The organism is Neisseria sp. P0006.S009 (assembly GCF_051962915.1).
In the GTDB taxonomy this organism is placed as follows: Bacteria; Pseudomonadota; Gammaproteobacteria; order Burkholderiales; family Neisseriaceae; genus Neisseria; species Neisseria subflava_E.
This window is the reverse complement of the sequence record NZ_JBQCUV010000002.1, coordinates 229,212-245,114: the sequence shown is the minus strand read 5'-3', so window position 1 is coordinate 245,114 and position 15,903 is coordinate 229,212. Positions and strand designations below refer to the sequence as shown.

Sequence of the window (15,903 nt, the reverse complement as noted above, 5' to 3'; positions counted from 1 at the left end):
ACGTCATTTCAACAATGAGGCCGTCTGAAAGGGAAAACAATATGGCAAAAGCAAAAGGTGGATTGGGACGCGGTTTGGATTCGCTGATTTCCAATGCAGTGGACAGCAGTAGTAGCGACCGCCTGACAACGGTTGCCATCGCCGATATTCAGCCCGGCCGTTATCAGGCGCGTGTGCAAATTGATGACGAAGCTTTGCAGGAATTGGCCGATTCCATTAAGGCGCAAGGCATTATCCAGCCGGTTATCGTGCGCGAACGTGGTCTGTCTCAATATGAATTGATTGCCGGCGAACGCCGTTGGCGCGCTTCCCAGTTGGCCGGTTTGACTGAAATTCCCGTCGTCATTAAAACTATCAGCGACGAAACCGCGTTGGCTATGGGTTTGATTGAAAACCTGCAACGTGAAAACCTCAATCCGATTGAAGAAGCTCAAGGTTTGAAACGTCTTGCCGACGAATTTGGCCTGACTCATGAAACCATCGCAAAAGCCGTCGGTAAAAGCCGTAGTGCCATCTCCAACAGCCTGCGCTTGTTGAGCCTGCCTGAGCCGGTTCAGGAAATGCTTTATCAACGCCGTCTGGAAATGGGTCATGCCCGTGCGTTGCTGACCTTGCATGTGGTTGACCAATTGGAGTTGGCGCAGAAAGCTGTCAAAAACGGTTGGTCGGTGCGCGAAGTAGAACGTCGCAGTCAGTTGGCGCATCAAAAAGCCAAGCCGGAAGCAGCCAAAACTATTAGCCCGGATATCCGCCGTATTAATGATGCCCTGACCGAGCGTTTGGGTGTCAATGCCGAAGTCAAAACCAGCAATCAGAAAAAAGGCAAAATCGTACTGCATTTTGATACGCCGGAAACATTTGAATACCTGCTGAAACAGTTAGGCATTAATCAAGAGTTTTAACGGTTTTATAAACAGAGGCCGTCTGAAAAAAGTTTTTCAGACGGCCTGAATTTTTGAGAAAAGGACTGGTCGTACAGATGTTTACAATACAAATCAAAATCTTCTGTAAAATCTGTGTAGCAACATGTAATTTGTGTTAAACTCCGTTTCTGCAAAGATTTGTTTTATATGTGTTAATCATTTATCTGTGAAAGGTTCACAAAGATTAACATATTGCTTGACGTTAACAAACTTCTTGATTATATTAATTTACCTTGCGTTTTTGGGGTGTGAAGTACAATGAATCGGATAGTCCCATTGCAAGTGATTGTATTGTTAATAATTTCAGTTGTTTGTGCGTTATTTTCCGGATTGCCCGGCTTCCTCTCTGCTTTGGCGGGAGGATTTTCGTACATTTTACCTACCCTGGTTGCAGTTTTACTTTTAAAGTTTTCCCGACGAAATCCCGATCTGCAAAGCTCGATGTTTGTCGGTGGAGAGGTTTTAAAAGTAGTGCTGTCGCTGGTATCTATGTCGGTCGTTTTTGCGATATGGCATCAATCGCTGGTATTTTTCCCATTCTTATTGGGGTTACTCAGTGTCAGTCATTTGGTTTTTTTAGTATTGTTGAGAGTGAAACACTATGGCAGGTGAAACTATGACCGCTGCCGACTACATCAAGCACCACTTGCAAAGCTTGACCAGTATGTCGGATGTTACTCAGGGTCAAGGACTGAAAAACATCGCTGATTTTTCGTTCATTAACCTTGATGCAATCTTTTTTGCTGTTCTGTTAGGCGTAATCGGCAGCTTCCTTTTGTGGCGCGGTGCCAAAAAAGCAACGGCTGGCGTGCCTGGTCGTTTTCAAGCAGCTGTTGAAATTTTGTTCGAATTCGTGGATAACATGTGTAAGAGTATTATTCATAACGAACAATCGCGTAAAGCCGTTGCGCCTTTGGGTTTGACCCTGTTTGTCTGGATTTTCCTGATGAACGCCATGGATATGTTGCCGGTTGATTTGCTGCCGATGGTATGGCAAGGCGTTACCGGTAATCATCATGCACTGTTGCGCGTTGTACCGACTGCTGACTTGAATACGACTTTGGCTTTGGCAATCGGCGTATTGTTGGTATGTATTTATTACAATATCAAAATCAAAGGCTTTGGCGGTTGGATTCACGAATTGTTCAGCGCACCTTTTGGCCCGATGCTCGCTCCGGCCAACTTTCTGTTGAACTTGGTAGAGTTTTTGTCCAAAACCGTATCCCACGGTATGCGGTTGTTTGGTAATATGTATGCCGGTGAGCTGGTGTTCCTGCTGATTGCTTTGTTGGGTGGTGCATGGGCGTCAACCGGCAGTATCGAGACTTTGGATCCAATTTTATTTGTGTTCCACCTGATTGCCGGTTTGGCTTGGGCGATTTTCCACATTTTGGTTATCACCTTGCAGGCATTTATTTTCATGGCGTTGGCGTTCGTATACATCGGACAAGCGCATGATGCACACTAATCAAGTAGTTTTTTCGTAGTTTGTTTTTGTAGTTTAACCTTTACTATCTTAAGGAGTTTAAAAATGGGTTTGATTGCTATCGCATGTGGTTTGATCGTTGCCTTGGGTGCATTGGGTGCCTCTATCGGTATCGCAATGGTTGGTTCTAAATACTTGGAATCTTCTGCTCGCCAACCTGAGCTGATCGGTCCTCTGCAAACCAAACTGTTCTTGATTGCTGGTCTGATCGACGCGGCCTTCTTGATCGGTGTGGCTATTGCCCTGTTGTTCGCCTTCGTTAACCCGTTTGGTGCTGCGTAATCAAGACGGAGCGATCCGTTCAGATACAGGCTTATGGTCTGTTTGATTAACCCAGATACGAAGGTTAAGTAACGTGAATATTAATGCAACCTTATTTGCGCAAATCCTGGTTTTCTTTGGCTTGGTTTGGTTTACGATGAAATTCGTATGGCCTCCGATTGCCAAAGCGTTGGATGAGCGTGCCGCAAAAATCGCCGAGGGCTTGGCTGCTGCCGAGCGCGGTAAGAGCGATTTTGAGCAGGCAGAGAAAAAAGTTGCAGAACTTATGGCCGAAGGGCGTAATCAGGTAACCGAAATGGTTGCCAACGCCGAAAAACGTGCTGCAAAAATTGTAGAAGAAGCCAAAGAGCAAGCTTCTCATGAAGCAGCACGCATTGCAGCCCAAGCAAAAGCTGATGTAGAGCAAGAAGTTAACCGTGCACGCGAAGTGTTGCGCGAACAGGTCGCTTCATTGGCTGTTAAAGGTGCGGAATCTATCCTGCGTAAAGAAGTCGATGCTTCCAAACATGCAGATCTGCTCAGTGCCTTAAAACAGGAGCTGTAATCTTATGGCAGAGTTCGCAACGATTGCCAGACCTTATGCGAAAGCATTGTTTAGTCTGGCTCAGGAAAAAAACCAAATCGAGTCTTGGTTGGGCGAACTGAAAGAACTCGCAGCGGTTGTTCAGGATGAGAAAGTCATTGCTTTCATCGAGCAGCCGGAAACGGGAGCTTCCGAAAAGGCAGAAACGCTCAAAGGTCTTGTCGGTATCAAAAATGTCGAATTGGCAAATTTTATTACCGTTTTGGCCGAGCAAAAGCGTTTGCTGGTATTGCCGGAAATTTATGCCCAATATCAAGATTTGACCTTGATACACAACAATACGAAATCGGCAGTAATTTACAGCGCGTATGAGCTCAGTTCTCAGCAGCTGGCCGATGTTACCGATATCCTGACAAAACGCTTCAACAGCAAATTGGATGTGGTAGCTAAAGTTGCCCCTGAATTAATCGGCGGCATCAAAGTAGAAGTGGGTGATCAGGTCTTGGATTTGTCCGTACAAGGCAAACTGAATGCTTTGTATGCGACTATGACAAATTAGGAGAGTTTTCATGCAGCTTAATCCTGCTGAAATTAGCGATTTGATTAAAGCCAAAATCGAAAATCTGTCCGTCAATGCAGAAGTGCGTACCCGTGGTACCGTTGTTTCTGTTACAGACGGCATTGTGCGCATTCATGGCTTGTCAGACGCGATGCAAGGTGAGATGCTCGAATTCCCCGGTAACACTTTCGGTCTGGCCATGAACTTGGAGCGTGACTCCGTCGGTGCCGTAGTGTTGGGTGAGTACGAACACATTAAAGAAGGCGATACAGTTACCTGTACCGGCCGTATTTTGGAAGTGCCGATCGGTCGCGAACTGGTTGGTCGTGTGGTTGATGCATTGGGTCGTCCTATCGATGGTAAAGGTCCAATTAACACAACATTGACTGCTCCAATCGAGAAAATTGCACCAGGTGTGATTGCGCGTAAATCGGTTGACCAACCAATGCAAACCGGCCTGAAAGCCATTGACTCTATGGTTCCGGTTGGTCGTGGTCAACGTGAGTTGATCATTGGTGACCGTCAAACCGGTAAAACTGCCGTGGCACTGGATGCCATCGTTAACCAAAAAGGTACAGGCGTAATCTGTATTTATGTGGCTATCGGTCAAAAAGCATCTTCTATTGCCAACGTAGTACGCAAATTGGAAGAGCATGGCGCGATGGAGCATACCATCGTGGTTGCTGCAACTGCTTCTGAAGCCGCTGCACTGCAATACATCGCTCCTTACTCCGGTTGTACCATGGGTGAATTCTTCCGTGACCGTGGTGAAGATGCGTTGATCGTATACGATGACTTGTCTAAACAAGCCGTTGCATACCGTCAAATTTCCCTGCTGTTGCGCCGTCCTCCTGGTCGTGAAGCATATCCTGGCGACGTATTCTATCTGCACTCCCGTCTGTTGGAACGTGCGGCCCGCGTCAGCGAAAATGAAGTTGAAAAACTGACCAATGGTGAAGTAAAAGGCAAAACCGGTTCTCTGACTGCGTTGCCGATTATTGAAACCCAAGCCGGTGACGTATCAGCATTCGTACCAACCAACGTAATCTCGATTACAGACGGCCAAATCTTCTTGGAGACCGACTTGTTCAACGCCGGTATCCGTCCTGCAATCAATGCTGGTATTTCCGTATCGCGCGTAGGTGGTGCAGCACAAACCAAAGTCATCAAAAAACTGGGTGGCGGTATCCGTTTGGCGTTGGCACAGTACCGTGAATTGGCGGCGTTCTCGCAATTTGCTTCCGATTTGGACGAAGCAACACGTAAACAGCTGCAACACGGTGAAGTGGTTACTGAATTGATGAAACAAAAACAATTCAGCACATTGAACACTGCCGAAATGGCATTGACTTTGTGGGCGATCAACAACGGTTCTTACGCAGATGTTCCGGTATCCAAAGCCTTGGCTTTCGAAGCAGAATTCTTGAGTTTCGTACGTACGCAACATCCTGAGGTTCTGGAAGCGATTAATGCATCAGGCGCAATGTCTGACGAAAGCGAAAAAGCATTGACCGAAGCCATGAAATCTTTCAAATCTTCTTACGCTTACCAAGCATAAGTATTGAGATGAAAGGAGTCTGAAATGGCAGTCGGAAAAGAGATTCTCACCAAAATCCGTAGTGTTCAAAATACCCAAAAGATCACTAAAGCGATGCAAATGGTGTCGACCTCTAAAATGCGGAAGACTCAAGACCGGATGCGCTTAGCGCGTCCGTACGCCGAAAAAGTGCGTACAGTGATGAGCCATCTTGCACAGACTAATGCCGATCATGGTATCAAATTATTGGAGCCGCACCGTGAAGTGCGTCGTGCCGGTTTCATTTTGATTACCTCGGATAAAGGTTTGTGCGGTGGCTTGAACGCAAACGTACTGAAAAAGTTTTTGGCGCAAGTTCAAGAGTATCAGGAACAAGGCATCGAAGTCGAAGTCGTGTGCCTGGGTAGTAAAGGTTTGGCTGCATGCCAAAGCATCGGTTTGAACGTTATTGCCAGCGCAACCAATTTGGGCGATACCCCAAAAATGGAATTGCTGCTCGGCCCTCTGACCGAAATCTTCCAACGTTATGAGAAGCATGAATTAGACCGTATCCATATGGTTTACTCACGTTTCGTCAATACAATGCGCCAAGAGCCGCGTATGGAAGTTTTGCTGCCTATCGGTGAAAACGTTATTGACGACGGAACAGGTCATTCTTCATTTACTTGGGAATACCTCTACGAGCCGAGTCCTATTGCCGTATTGGAATATTTGGTTCGCCGCTATTTAGAGTCTGTGGTTTATCAGGCATTGAGCGACAACATGGCATCTGAACAAGCCGCGCGTATGGTAGCGATGAAAGCCGCAACCGACAACGCAGGCAATGCCATTAAAGAATTGCGCTTGGTGTATAACAAATCGCGTCAAGCCGCGATTACCACAGAATTGTCAGAAATTGTAGCAGGTGCAGCGGCAGTTTAATGCCGTCTGAAGCCTGAACAGGAAATTAGGATACGATAATGAGCCAAGGCAAAATCGTACAAGTTATTGGTGCGGTGGTTGACGTGGAATTTCCACGCGACGCTATCCCGCATGTTTACGATGCCCTGAAATTGGACGAGAACGGTCTGACTCTGGAAGTTCAACAGCTTCTGGGTGACGGCATTGTCCGTACTATTGCAATGGGTAGTTCAGACGGCCTGAAACGCGGCATGTCTGTAAGTAATACTGGTGCGCCAATCACTGTGCCGGTAGGTAAAGGTACATTGGGTCGTATTGTCGACGTATTGGGTACACCTGTTGATGAAGCAGGTCCGATCGATACCGACAAGAGCCGTGCCATTCACCAAACTGCTCCAAAATTCGACGAGTTGTCTTCAACTACTGAATTGTTGGAAACCGGTATTAAAGTGATTGACTTGCTGTGTCCGTTTGCTAAAGGCGGTAAAGTAGGTCTGTTCGGTGGTGCCGGTGTGGGCAAAACCGTGAACATGATGGAATTGATCAACAACATCGCCAAAGCGCACAGCGGTCTGTCCGTGTTCGCAGGTGTGGGTGAACGTACCCGTGAAGGTAACGACTTCTACCACGAGATGAAAGATTCCAACGTATTGGATAAAGTAGCCATGGTGTATGGCCAAATGAACGAACCTCCAGGCAACCGTCTGCGCGTTGCTTTGACCGGTTTGACCATGGCCGAATACTTCCGTGACGAAAAAGACGAAAACGGTAAAGGTCGCGACGTATTGTTCTTCGTTGACAACATCTACCGTTACACTCTGGCCGGTACCGAAGTATCTGCACTGTTGGGCCGTATGCCTTCTGCAGTGGGTTACCAACCGACATTGGCTGAAGAAATGGGTCGTTTGCAAGAGCGTATTACCTCTACCCAAACTGGTTCCATTACTTCCATCCAAGCCGTATATGTACCTGCGGATGACTTGACTGACCCGTCTCCAGCGACAACTTTCGCCCACTTGGACGCCACCGTCGTATTGAGCCGTGACATTGCATCTTTGGGTATTTACCCGGCAGTTGACCCGCTTGATTCTACTTCACGTCAATTGGATCCGATGGTATTGGGTCAAGAGCACTACGACGTAGCGCGAGGTGTACAGTCTACTCTGCAAAAATACAAAGAATTGCGCGACATTATCGCTATTCTGGGTATGGACGAATTGTCTGACGAAGACAAACTGACTGTGATGCGTGCCCGTAAAATTCAACGCTTCCTGTCTCAACCGTTCCACGTTGCCGAAGTATTTACCGGTTCTCCAGGCAAATACGTTTCATTGCGTGACACCATCGCCGGCTTTAAAGCCATCTTGAACGGCGAATACGACCATCTGCCTGAACAAGCGTTCTATATGGTAGGCGGCATCGAAGAAGCGGCTGAGAAAGCGAAAACCTTAAACTAAGGAGGCCGGCATGAGCACCATGCAAGTTGAAGTGGTTAGTAGCGAGCAAAACATCTATTCGGGCGAGGCCAGCTTTGTGGTGGTTCCGACCGTTCAAGGTGAGCTTGGTATTTATCCACGACACGAGCCGATTATGAGTTTGGTACGCCCCGGCGCATTGCGTTTGACTGTTCCGGGTGAAGCTAAAGAAGTGCTGGTTGCCGTTTCCGGTGGCGTTTTAGAAGTACAGCCTGATAAGATCACAGTATTGGCAGACGTTGCCGTTCGCAGTACAGAAATGGATCAGGCGCGTGCTGAAGCAGCTAAAAAAGCAGCCGAGGCAGGTGTTTCTGCAGCCAAAGATGATAAATCTCTGGCCGAAGCGCACAAAGCATTGGCAGCAGCCATTGCCCAGCTGAAAACTTTGGACTACCTTCGTTCGCAAAAAAACAAGTAATGTGGGTTCATCAAGAAAAAGCACAACGAAATGTTGTGCTTTTTTATTTGTCTGAAGATAAGTAGCTTGGTATTGAAATGTCGATAGACGAGTAGATGGCAAGCTTGAAATCGAAACGGTAGAATCAGTTTTTATGACTCAATTGTTGGCGGATCATTTTCAAAGTAGTTAGCCTTGTTATTTGGCTAAGAATAGCCAACTCAATCTTTTTTAACCACAAAAAGCAGGTTGGATAATTCCTAATTTATTGCAACTGCAACAGATCTGAATTGGTGAGTATTGAAGATATTAGAATTTGTGGAAGTTTTTGTATAAACAAAAGGCCGTCTGAAAAGTTTCAGACGGCCTTTAAATCATTATGACGGCATTCGTTTATGATTGGTCGATGGTTTTATCTAGTCCTTGGGTTAGGCCGTTGATGTCGCCACCATTTAGTCCCAACTCTTTCAAGAGACCGTCAACCAACGGAGCTTGGCTGCGGTAGCGCAGGGCGCTGTTGACCATTTGGTCTGCAAGGCTGGCTTGTGTGGCTTGGCCGTCTGAAACACCTTCCGCACCGTTTGCACCACCGGCAAAGCCACCCAGGCCATTGACTTGCAAGATTTTGATGTCTTCGATTTTTTCCATCGGGCGGACGGATTCGCGGATGATGTCAGGCAGATGTTTCAAGAGGGCAAGGCGGACTTGCATTTCGACTTGCTCGACGCTCAGGACGTTGGCGGCTTCGTTCACAGCGCGTGTACCTTCTGCATCAACCTTGTATTGTTGTTCTTGCGCTTGCGCCAACAGAATCTTGGCATCGGCTTCACCTTTGGCTTGCAGGCGTTGTTTCTCGGCTTCTGCTTCGGCGGCGATACGCACGGCTTCAGCTCGGTCTTGTGCGGCTTGTTTTTCAGCTTCAGCGGCGACGGTGAGCGAAATCGCATCTTTTTGCGCGGCTTCTTCTGCGGCAATCAATTCAACTGCTTTGGCACGTTCGGCGCGTTCGGTTTCGCGTACGGTAATCACGCTTTCTTCTTCACGAACGGCGGCGGCGCGGGCTTTGTCGGCTTCGGCTTTGGCTTCGGATTCGGCACGCGATTTTTCAGCAACGGCGATGGCGCGGTCTTGCTCGGCCAATTCGATGGCTTTGCGGCGTTCAACCTCTGCCTGCTCAACGGCTTGGGCTTTTCTAATGTCTTCGTTTTTAATGTCGCGTTCGGCGGCAATGCGTTTCAAATCCACTTCGCGTTCGGCGGCAATTTTCGCTTCTTCCGCTTCACGTTTTTTCTGAGATTCTTGCTCGGCAATGCTGGCCTCTTGTTCGGCGCGGCGGACGGCAATCTCACGCTCTTGTTCGAGTTTGGCGTATTCTTCTTCGCGCGAGATTTTCAGGCGTTGCTGCTCGGCTTCGAGGTTTTTGGTTTTGATTGCCAAGTCGGTGTCTTGTTCGATTTCGTTACGTTTTTTGCGGCGGCCTTCGATGGTTTCGGTCAGTTTGGTCAAACCTTCCGCGTCAAAGGCGTTTTGCGGGTTAAAGAACTCAAAGCTGGTTTGGTCGAGGCCGGTCAGGGAAACGGTTTCGAGTTCGAGACCGTTTTTGAACAAGTCTTCACTCACGACTTGTTGCACTTTCTGAACGAAATCAACACGTTTTTCATGCAGTTCTTCCATCGCCATTTCGGCGGCAACGGCGCGCAGAGCGTCAACGAATTTACCTTCGACGAGGTCTTTCAACTCATCGGGAGACATGGTTTTCATACCCAGCGTTTGTGCGGCGGTCGCAATGCTCTCGGCGCTGGGTTTAACGCGGACGTAAAATTCCGCCATTACGTCAACGCGCATACGGTCGCGGGTAATCAGCGCTTGTTGGGCAGCGCGGCGCACTTCAAGGCGCAGTGTATTCATGTTGACGGGGATGATTTCGTGCAATACGGGCAGCACCATCGCACCGCCGTTCATAATGACTTTTTCGCCACCAAAACCGGTGCGGACAAATGAAACTTCTTTGCTGGCACGGCGATACAGACGGGTCAGGATGAGGCCGAGTACAAACAGCGCGACGAGTATGACGCCGGCGATAGTGCCGATGGAGACCAAGTTCATGGTTTTTCCTTTCTTCTTGTTAATATGCCTTTGGGGGCGGTGGATTCAGAAGGCTTTGAGGGAGAGAGGCCGTCTGAAAGGGTTAAAAATATGGGTTGAAATAATAGGGTGGTTGTTTTTCTGATTGTTATTTCAAATTTCTAAATGGTGAGGATAGGGCGGTGAAGCATCTATTTTTACCGTATCGATAAATCAGAAGTTTCAGACGGCCTTAATCTACCAAGCTGCCGCTCGGATTCAAAATCGCTTTAAATGTATTTCCGTCCAACGACACCAGCAATACCGCATCACCTTGTTTTAATACATCTTCAGAGTCAGGCTCTACCATCACATAATGCTGTTGGCCGTAAGCATCTTTCACGCGCACCTGCGCCGCATTGCCTACCCGAGCTTCGCCCAATACCACCGTGCCGACGCGGCCGATTAAACTTTCCTGCGAAACGGCAGTGGTTTCATCTTTCGGCATAATTTTGTATAAACCGCTAGCTGTCACGCGTACCAAGGGTAGGGAAATAAACCAAACAATGACTGCTGCCAGCGTGCCATTCAGATAACTGCCGAATACAGTGGCAAAGGCCGTCTGAAACAGATAACCCGTCAATCCGTATACGGCAAGAAACACCACCATCAGCATCAACACCGGGATACGTCCGACATACAGCCAGCTCAGGAAACGTACGAATATGCCTGCGTCCGCCACATCCAATCCGACCTCGGCGTGCGCGGTTTCGGTCAGACTGTCGGGCAACAGGTTGTCCAACCAATCGCTGATACCGCCTGCCAGCATGGAAATGACTTCCAACACACCGAGCAAAACCATCAGCGCAATGGCAATGCCGAAGATTTCAGTTTCGGGGGCGTTGATTAAATTCCACATATTGCATTTCCTTATTCTTTTTAATTTTCAGACGGCATATATTTTATTTTAAAGTTAAGCCGATTGGATATGGGTATTTTTATTAATTTGTCGTAACTGACAGGATTTTTCCCAATCCGTCATCTTTTTGTTATTGAGGTGTGTATGGTTTTCTTTTTTTAGACGGCCTCGTGAAGATAGAGGCCGTCTGAAACCGCGATTTTCTCAATATGGCTTATGATTTCGCTTTCAATGCCGCCAATCTTTCGGCAATACGGTTGTTGCGGCTTAAGTCTTCCAGTTCTTTCAGCTTGGCTAACTGCGCCGCATCAGTGCTGCTGTGTACCGAGTTTTGGCGATCCATCACACGGTCGAAGGCATTGCCGCTTTTTTCGGCATCACGGGCAATGCGGTTGAGGTCGCTGCCGTTGCCACCGACTGTTTTGACTGTACCCATGCTTTGCTGTGCGGCACGCCAGTCTTGCAACTGCTGCTGCATCTCGCGTTTTTTCGCCTGCAGGGCGGCGATAAAGCCTTCGAGCTCTTTTTCTTGTGCGGCACAATCGGCAATGGTGTTTTCCAAGATGGGCAGACGCGCTTCGATGTCCATCTGCTCGGCGATACCCGCTTCGGCAAGATCATCGCGACCGGCATTTACGGCGGCTTGCAGATTGGCATCGATGGCCTCGTGGCGGTTGCTTTCATCGGCCATTTTCTTGGCGGCAAGGTGTTTCTGCGCCAACACTTTGCCCAATTCTGCACGCACTTCATCTACTGCGCGCTCAATTTCGCGGATGCTTTCGTTCATGACCGCTTCAGGCGCGAGGTTTTCCGCTGCATCAATCAGGGCATGAAAACCGCCACTTACCAGACGGCCTACTCGGCGGGATAGGGTTTCGCTCATTTGGATTTTCCTTTCACTAAAATGTGTTTGTTTCATTTGGTATGGTGGCAGTCTTAAACTTCATTTGCCTGCTGCACAATCTTTGCCAGTTTCAAAGTATTTTCAAGCTGTTGCAACACGGTATCGTCATATGCCGCGCCTTTGCCGGTTACGGCGAGTTGCAGGATACTGTCGGTCAGGCGGACGATGCGCCACATCAGTTCGCGCTCGTATTTTTTCAAATCGTCGAGGTCGGCTTCTTCGGGTAGGTCGGCGGCGAGTGTTGCGCCTAAGTCGGGCAGTTGTTCAAACAACCTCGCCACGATATGCGAATGCACTCCGGCCTGTTTTTCAGCGTGCAAGATTTCGTGTTTCGCCGCTTGGAAAAATTGCTCCTGCGCTGTCAGTGCGGAGCCGTAATCACGTGTCTGCGTATGCGCCAAGCGCGCCAGCTTGAGCAATTCGCGGATTTTTTCAGACGGCGTATTCGCTCCTTCGATTTTAAGTTCGGCAATAAAATCAGCATCTTCCTGAGTGATGCGCACGCTGATTGGGATACGGTTCGTTGCATTCATATTCGTTTGCTTTGGTTTGTATTCATTTGAATACAAATATACAAGATGGGATTCTGAGGCGCAATACCTGAAACCGTATATTTATGTAAACATCAGGCCGCCTGAAACTTGATTTTCGGTTTTCAGACGGCCTTTTCCTTTATAATCCGTACATTATTTTCATACATACAGCAGGTTCCCCATGTCCAACAAACCCACACTCCTTCTCGTTGACGGCTCTTCTTATCTTTACCGCGCCTATCATGCCATGGGGCAGAATTTGTCTGCGCCCGACGGTGCGCCGACTGGGGCGATGTATGGCGTGTTGAACATGCTGCGCCGGCTGCGGGCGGATTATGTGCACGACTATTGCGCGGTGGTGTTTGATGCGAAGGGCAAAAATTTTCGCCACGAGATGTTCCCCGACTATAAGGCGACGCGTCCGCCGATGCCGGACGATTTGCGCCCGCAGGCGGAAGCTTTGCCGGATTTGGTGCGCTTGATGGGCTGGCCGGTATTGGTGATTCCGCAGGTGGAAGCGGATGACGTTATCGGCACTTTGGCTAAGATGGCTAGCGAAGCAGGGTGGAACGTGGTGGTATCTACCGGCGATAAGGACATGGCGCAGTTGGTAAACGAGCGCGTGACGCTGGTGAATACGATGAGCGGCGAAACGCTGGACATTGAAGGCGTAAAGGAAAAATTCGGCGTGCGCCCCGACCAAATCCGCGGTTATCTCGCGCTGATGGGCGACAAGGTGGACAACGTGCCGGGCGTGGAAAAGTGCGGCCCGAAAACCGCGGTGAAGTGGCTGGAAGCCTATGGCTCGCTGGCTGGTGTGATGGAACACGCTGCCGAAGTCAAAGGCAAGGTCGGCGAAAACCTGCAAGCCGCTTTGGAACAACTGCCGCTGTCGTATGACTTGGTAACGATTAAAACCGATGTGGACTTGCACACCGAGCTTTCAGACGGCCTCGAAAGCCTGCGCCGCACTACGCCTAAATGGGCGCAGCTGGTTGTCGATTTCAAACGCTGGGGCTTCCGCACTTGGTTGAAAGAAGCGGAAAGCCGTATGCACGAAGCGCAAAACACTGATTTGTTCGGCAGTGAGCATATCGGCGAACAAGCCGCATTGGCGATAGAAACACAGCCTGAAAAACAGCCCGAACTTGCCCCAGCCCCTGAAAAGCTGGATTATCAAGCCATTACCACCGAAGCGCAGTTTGCCGCTTTGTTGGACAAACTGGCTCAGGCGGAAAAAATCGGCATCGATACGGAAACCACGTCCCTAGACGCGATGAACGCCTCACTGGTCGGCATCAGCATCGCGTTCCAAGCAGGCGAAGCGGTTTACATCCCCGTAGGACACAGCCTGACTGCTGCACCCGAACGGCTTGATTTGCAAGACGTATTAGGCCGTCTGAAACCGCATTTGGAAAATTCCGCCCTGAAAAAAATCGGGCAAAACCTCAAATACGACCAACACGTTTTCGCCAACTACGACATCGCCCTGAAAGGCATTGCCGGCGATTCCATGCTTGCTTCCTACATCATCGAGAGCCATCTCGGACACGGCTTGGACGAGTTATCCGAACGCTGGCTGGGCTTGGAAACTATTACCTACGAATCGTTGTGCGGCAAAGGCGCGAAGCAAATCAGTTTTGCCGATGTCGCCATCGGGCAGGCGACCGAATACGCCGCCCAAGACGCCGATTTCGCCCTGCGTCTCGAAGCGCACTTGCGTGCTCAAATGGACGCCAAACAGCTTGAAATGTATGAAAAAATGGAGCTGCCCGTCGCGCAGGTATTATTTGAAATGGAACGCAACGGCGTGCAAATCGACCGCGCCGAACTCGCCCGCCAAAGCGCAGAACTCGGCGCAGAGCTGATGAAGCTCGAACAAGAAGCCTACGCCGCCGCAGGTCAGCCGTTCAACCTCAACTCGCCCAAACAGCTGCAAGAAATCCTGTTCGACAAAATGGGCATCCCTACCAAAGGCCTGAAAAAAACCGCCAAAGGCGGCATTTCCACCAACGAAGCCGTGCTCGAACAGCTCGCGCCCGACTACCCCCTGCCCAAAATCATCCTGCAAAACCGCAGCCTGGCGAAACTCAAATCCACTTACACCGACAAACTGCCCGAAATGATTTCGCCCAAAGACGGCCGCGTGCATACCACCTACGCCCAAGCCGTCGCCATTACCGGCCGCCTTGCCAGCAACAACCCCAACCTGCAAAACATCCCCATCCGCACCGCCGAAGGCCGCCGCGTACGCCGCGCCTTCACCGCACCGCAAGGCAGCGTCATCGTTTCCGCCGACTATTCCCAAATCGAGCTGCGCATCATGGCGCACCTCTCCGGCGACAAAACCCTGATTACCGCGTTCCAAAACGGCGAAGACGTACACCGCCGTACCGCCGCCGAAGTGTTCGGCATCTCCCCCGAAAACGTCTCGTCCGAACAACGCCGCTACGCCAAAACCATCAACTTCGGCCTGATCTACGGCATGGGCCAATATGGCCTCGCCAAATCATTGGGCATCGACAACATCTCTGCCAAAAACTTCATCGACCGCTACTTCGCCCGCTACCCCGGCGTCGCCGAATACATGCAGCGCACCAAAGAACAAGCCACCGCCCAAGGCTTTGTCGAAACCCTGTTCGGCCGCCGCCTCTACCTGCCCGACATCCACAACAAAAACGCCAACGCCCGCGCCGGAGCCGAACGCGCCGCCATCAACGCCCCCATGCAAGGCACCGCGTCCGACCTCATCAAACGCGCCATGATAGACGTATCCCGTTGGTTGGTTTCAGGTAGCCTGAAAAGCAAACTGATCATGCAGGTGCATGATGAATTGGTGTTGGAAGTACCCGAAGCCGAACTGGATTTAGTCAAAGAAAAACTGCCGCAGATAATGGCGAAAGTGGACGAAGGGATGTTGAACGTGCCGCTGGTGGCGGAGGTTGGTGTGGGGATGAATTGGGAAGAGGCACATTGAGATTGTGTAGGGTTTAAGAGATTGTTTTGATAAAGGGATAAGACAATGAACATTCAAGATTTAATTAATGAAGGTGTAGCGTTATTTAAGAACAAAAAATTTGACGAAGCGATTGAAAAACTGAATCAGGCTTTAGATGGGATTGAAGATAAAGATAGCCAGATTCAGGTACAAAATAGTATTCACTTTTGGCTAGGCCGTTGTTATTTTGAACAGGCGATGCAAGCCGAAGGCGAGGATGCCAAACATTTGTTTGGGTTGGCAGAAGAGCATTTCCAGGAGCGCTTGCGTCTTGCCAAACAGTTGGAGGGCGAAAACAGTATCCAGAAACAGATCAATGCCCAATCTTGGCTAGGCCGTTGTTATTTTGAACAGGCGATGCAAGCCGAAGGCGAGGATGCCAAACATTTGTTTGGGTTGGCAG

Annotated in this window: 15 protein-coding genes and 1 pseudogene; 12 read left to right on the top strand and 4 right to left on the bottom strand. The window is 49.4% G+C overall.

Annotated elements, in window-relative coordinates:
• Window positions 1-41 precede the first annotated feature (41 nt).
• The 10 genes from ACTHTK_RS04965 (at window position 42) to ACTHTK_RS04920 (ending at window position 8,103) form a co-directional block, all read left to right on the top strand.
• Entirely contained in the window at window positions 42-902 is an 861-nt protein-coding gene (locus tag ACTHTK_RS04965) for a ParB/RepB/Spo0J family partition protein (RefSeq protein ID WP_039863743.1), read from the top strand.
• A gap of 279 nt (window positions 903-1,181) precedes the next feature.
• Window positions 1,182-1,535, top strand: coding sequence for an ATP synthase subunit I (locus ACTHTK_RS04960; RefSeq protein WP_049328784.1), 354 nt, complete (start codon window positions 1,182-1,184; stop codon window positions 1,533-1,535).
• A complete protein-coding gene (atpB, locus tag ACTHTK_RS04955; protein ID WP_049351291.1) occupies window positions 1,525-2,391 on the top strand; it encodes a F0F1 ATP synthase subunit A in 867 nt (288 codons plus the stop codon). Before ACTHTK_RS04960 ends, atpB begins: the two co-directional genes overlap by 11 nt.
• Window positions 2,392-2,454: 63 nt before the next feature.
• Window positions 2,455-2,691 (top strand): F0F1 ATP synthase subunit C, encoded by a 237-nt coding sequence (gene atpE / locus ACTHTK_RS04950; RefSeq protein ID WP_003676106.1) that lies wholly within the window; start codon window positions 2,455-2,457, stop codon window positions 2,689-2,691.
• 73 nt (window positions 2,692-2,764) lie between these two features.
• On the top strand, window positions 2,765-3,235 hold the full coding sequence (locus ACTHTK_RS04945) for a F0F1 ATP synthase subunit B (protein ID WP_003708446.1): 471 nt from the start codon (window positions 2,765-2,767) through the stop codon (window positions 3,233-3,235).
• Between the two features lie 4 nt (window positions 3,236-3,239).
• The gene (locus ACTHTK_RS04940; RefSeq protein WP_004519004.1) at window positions 3,240-3,773 is read left to right on the top strand and encodes a F0F1 ATP synthase subunit delta; all 534 of its coding nucleotides are present in this window, start codon (window positions 3,240-3,242) and stop codon (window positions 3,771-3,773) included.
• Between the two features lie 10 nt (window positions 3,774-3,783).
• Entirely contained in the window at window positions 3,784-5,331 is a 1,548-nt protein-coding gene (gene atpA, locus ACTHTK_RS04935; RefSeq protein ID WP_003676111.1) for a F0F1 ATP synthase subunit alpha, read from the top strand.
• Window positions 5,332-5,355: 24 nt separating this feature from the next.
• Entirely contained in the window at window positions 5,356-6,231 is an 876-nt protein-coding gene (atpG, locus tag ACTHTK_RS04930; protein ID WP_004519003.1) for a F0F1 ATP synthase subunit gamma, read from the top strand.
• Window positions 6,232-6,269: 38 nt separating this feature from the next.
• Window positions 6,270-7,667 (top strand): F0F1 ATP synthase subunit beta, encoded by a 1,398-nt coding sequence (gene atpD, locus ACTHTK_RS04925; RefSeq protein ID WP_107868206.1) that lies wholly within the window; start codon window positions 6,270-6,272, stop codon window positions 7,665-7,667.
• 10 nt (window positions 7,668-7,677) lie between these two features.
• A complete protein-coding gene (locus tag ACTHTK_RS04920; RefSeq protein WP_440369534.1) occupies window positions 7,678-8,103 on the top strand; it encodes a F0F1 ATP synthase subunit epsilon in 426 nt (141 codons plus the stop codon).
• A 372-nt stretch (window positions 8,104-8,475) separates the two neighbouring features.
• Here ACTHTK_RS04920 and ACTHTK_RS04915 read toward each other — a convergent pair whose 3' ends face one another.
• From ACTHTK_RS04915 to ACTHTK_RS04900, 4 genes are all read right to left on the bottom strand, one after another.
• Complete coding sequence (locus tag ACTHTK_RS04915; protein WP_440378447.1) at window positions 8,476-10,188, bottom strand: flotillin family protein; 1,713 nt, start codon at window positions 10,186-10,188, stop codon at window positions 8,476-8,478.
• A 211-nt stretch (window positions 10,189-10,399) separates the two neighbouring features.
• A complete protein-coding gene (locus ACTHTK_RS04910; RefSeq protein WP_293202398.1) occupies window positions 10,400-11,065 on the bottom strand; it encodes a YqiJ family protein in 666 nt (221 codons plus the stop codon).
• Between the two features lie 214 nt (window positions 11,066-11,279).
• Window positions 11,280-11,948 carry a PspA/IM30 family protein gene (locus ACTHTK_RS04905; RefSeq protein WP_440378446.1) on the bottom strand — a complete coding sequence of 223 codons (669 nt, stop codon included), beginning with the start codon at window positions 11,946-11,948 and terminating at the stop codon, window positions 11,280-11,282.
• Window positions 11,949-12,001: 53 nt separating this feature from the next.
• A complete protein-coding gene (locus ACTHTK_RS04900) occupies window positions 12,002-12,502 on the bottom strand; it encodes a hypothetical protein (RefSeq protein WP_063076785.1) in 501 nt (166 codons plus the stop codon).
• A gap of 181 nt (window positions 12,503-12,683) precedes the next feature.
• Here ACTHTK_RS04900 and polA point away from each other — a divergent pair, with 181 nt between their 5' ends.
• Entirely contained in the window at window positions 12,684-15,479 is a 2,796-nt protein-coding gene (polA, locus tag ACTHTK_RS04895) for a DNA polymerase I (protein ID WP_440378445.1), read from the top strand.
• 45 nt (window positions 15,480-15,524) lie between these two features.
• Window positions 15,525-15,903 (top strand): annotated as a pseudogene (locus ACTHTK_RS04890) (sel1 repeat family protein); the annotation flags it as partial.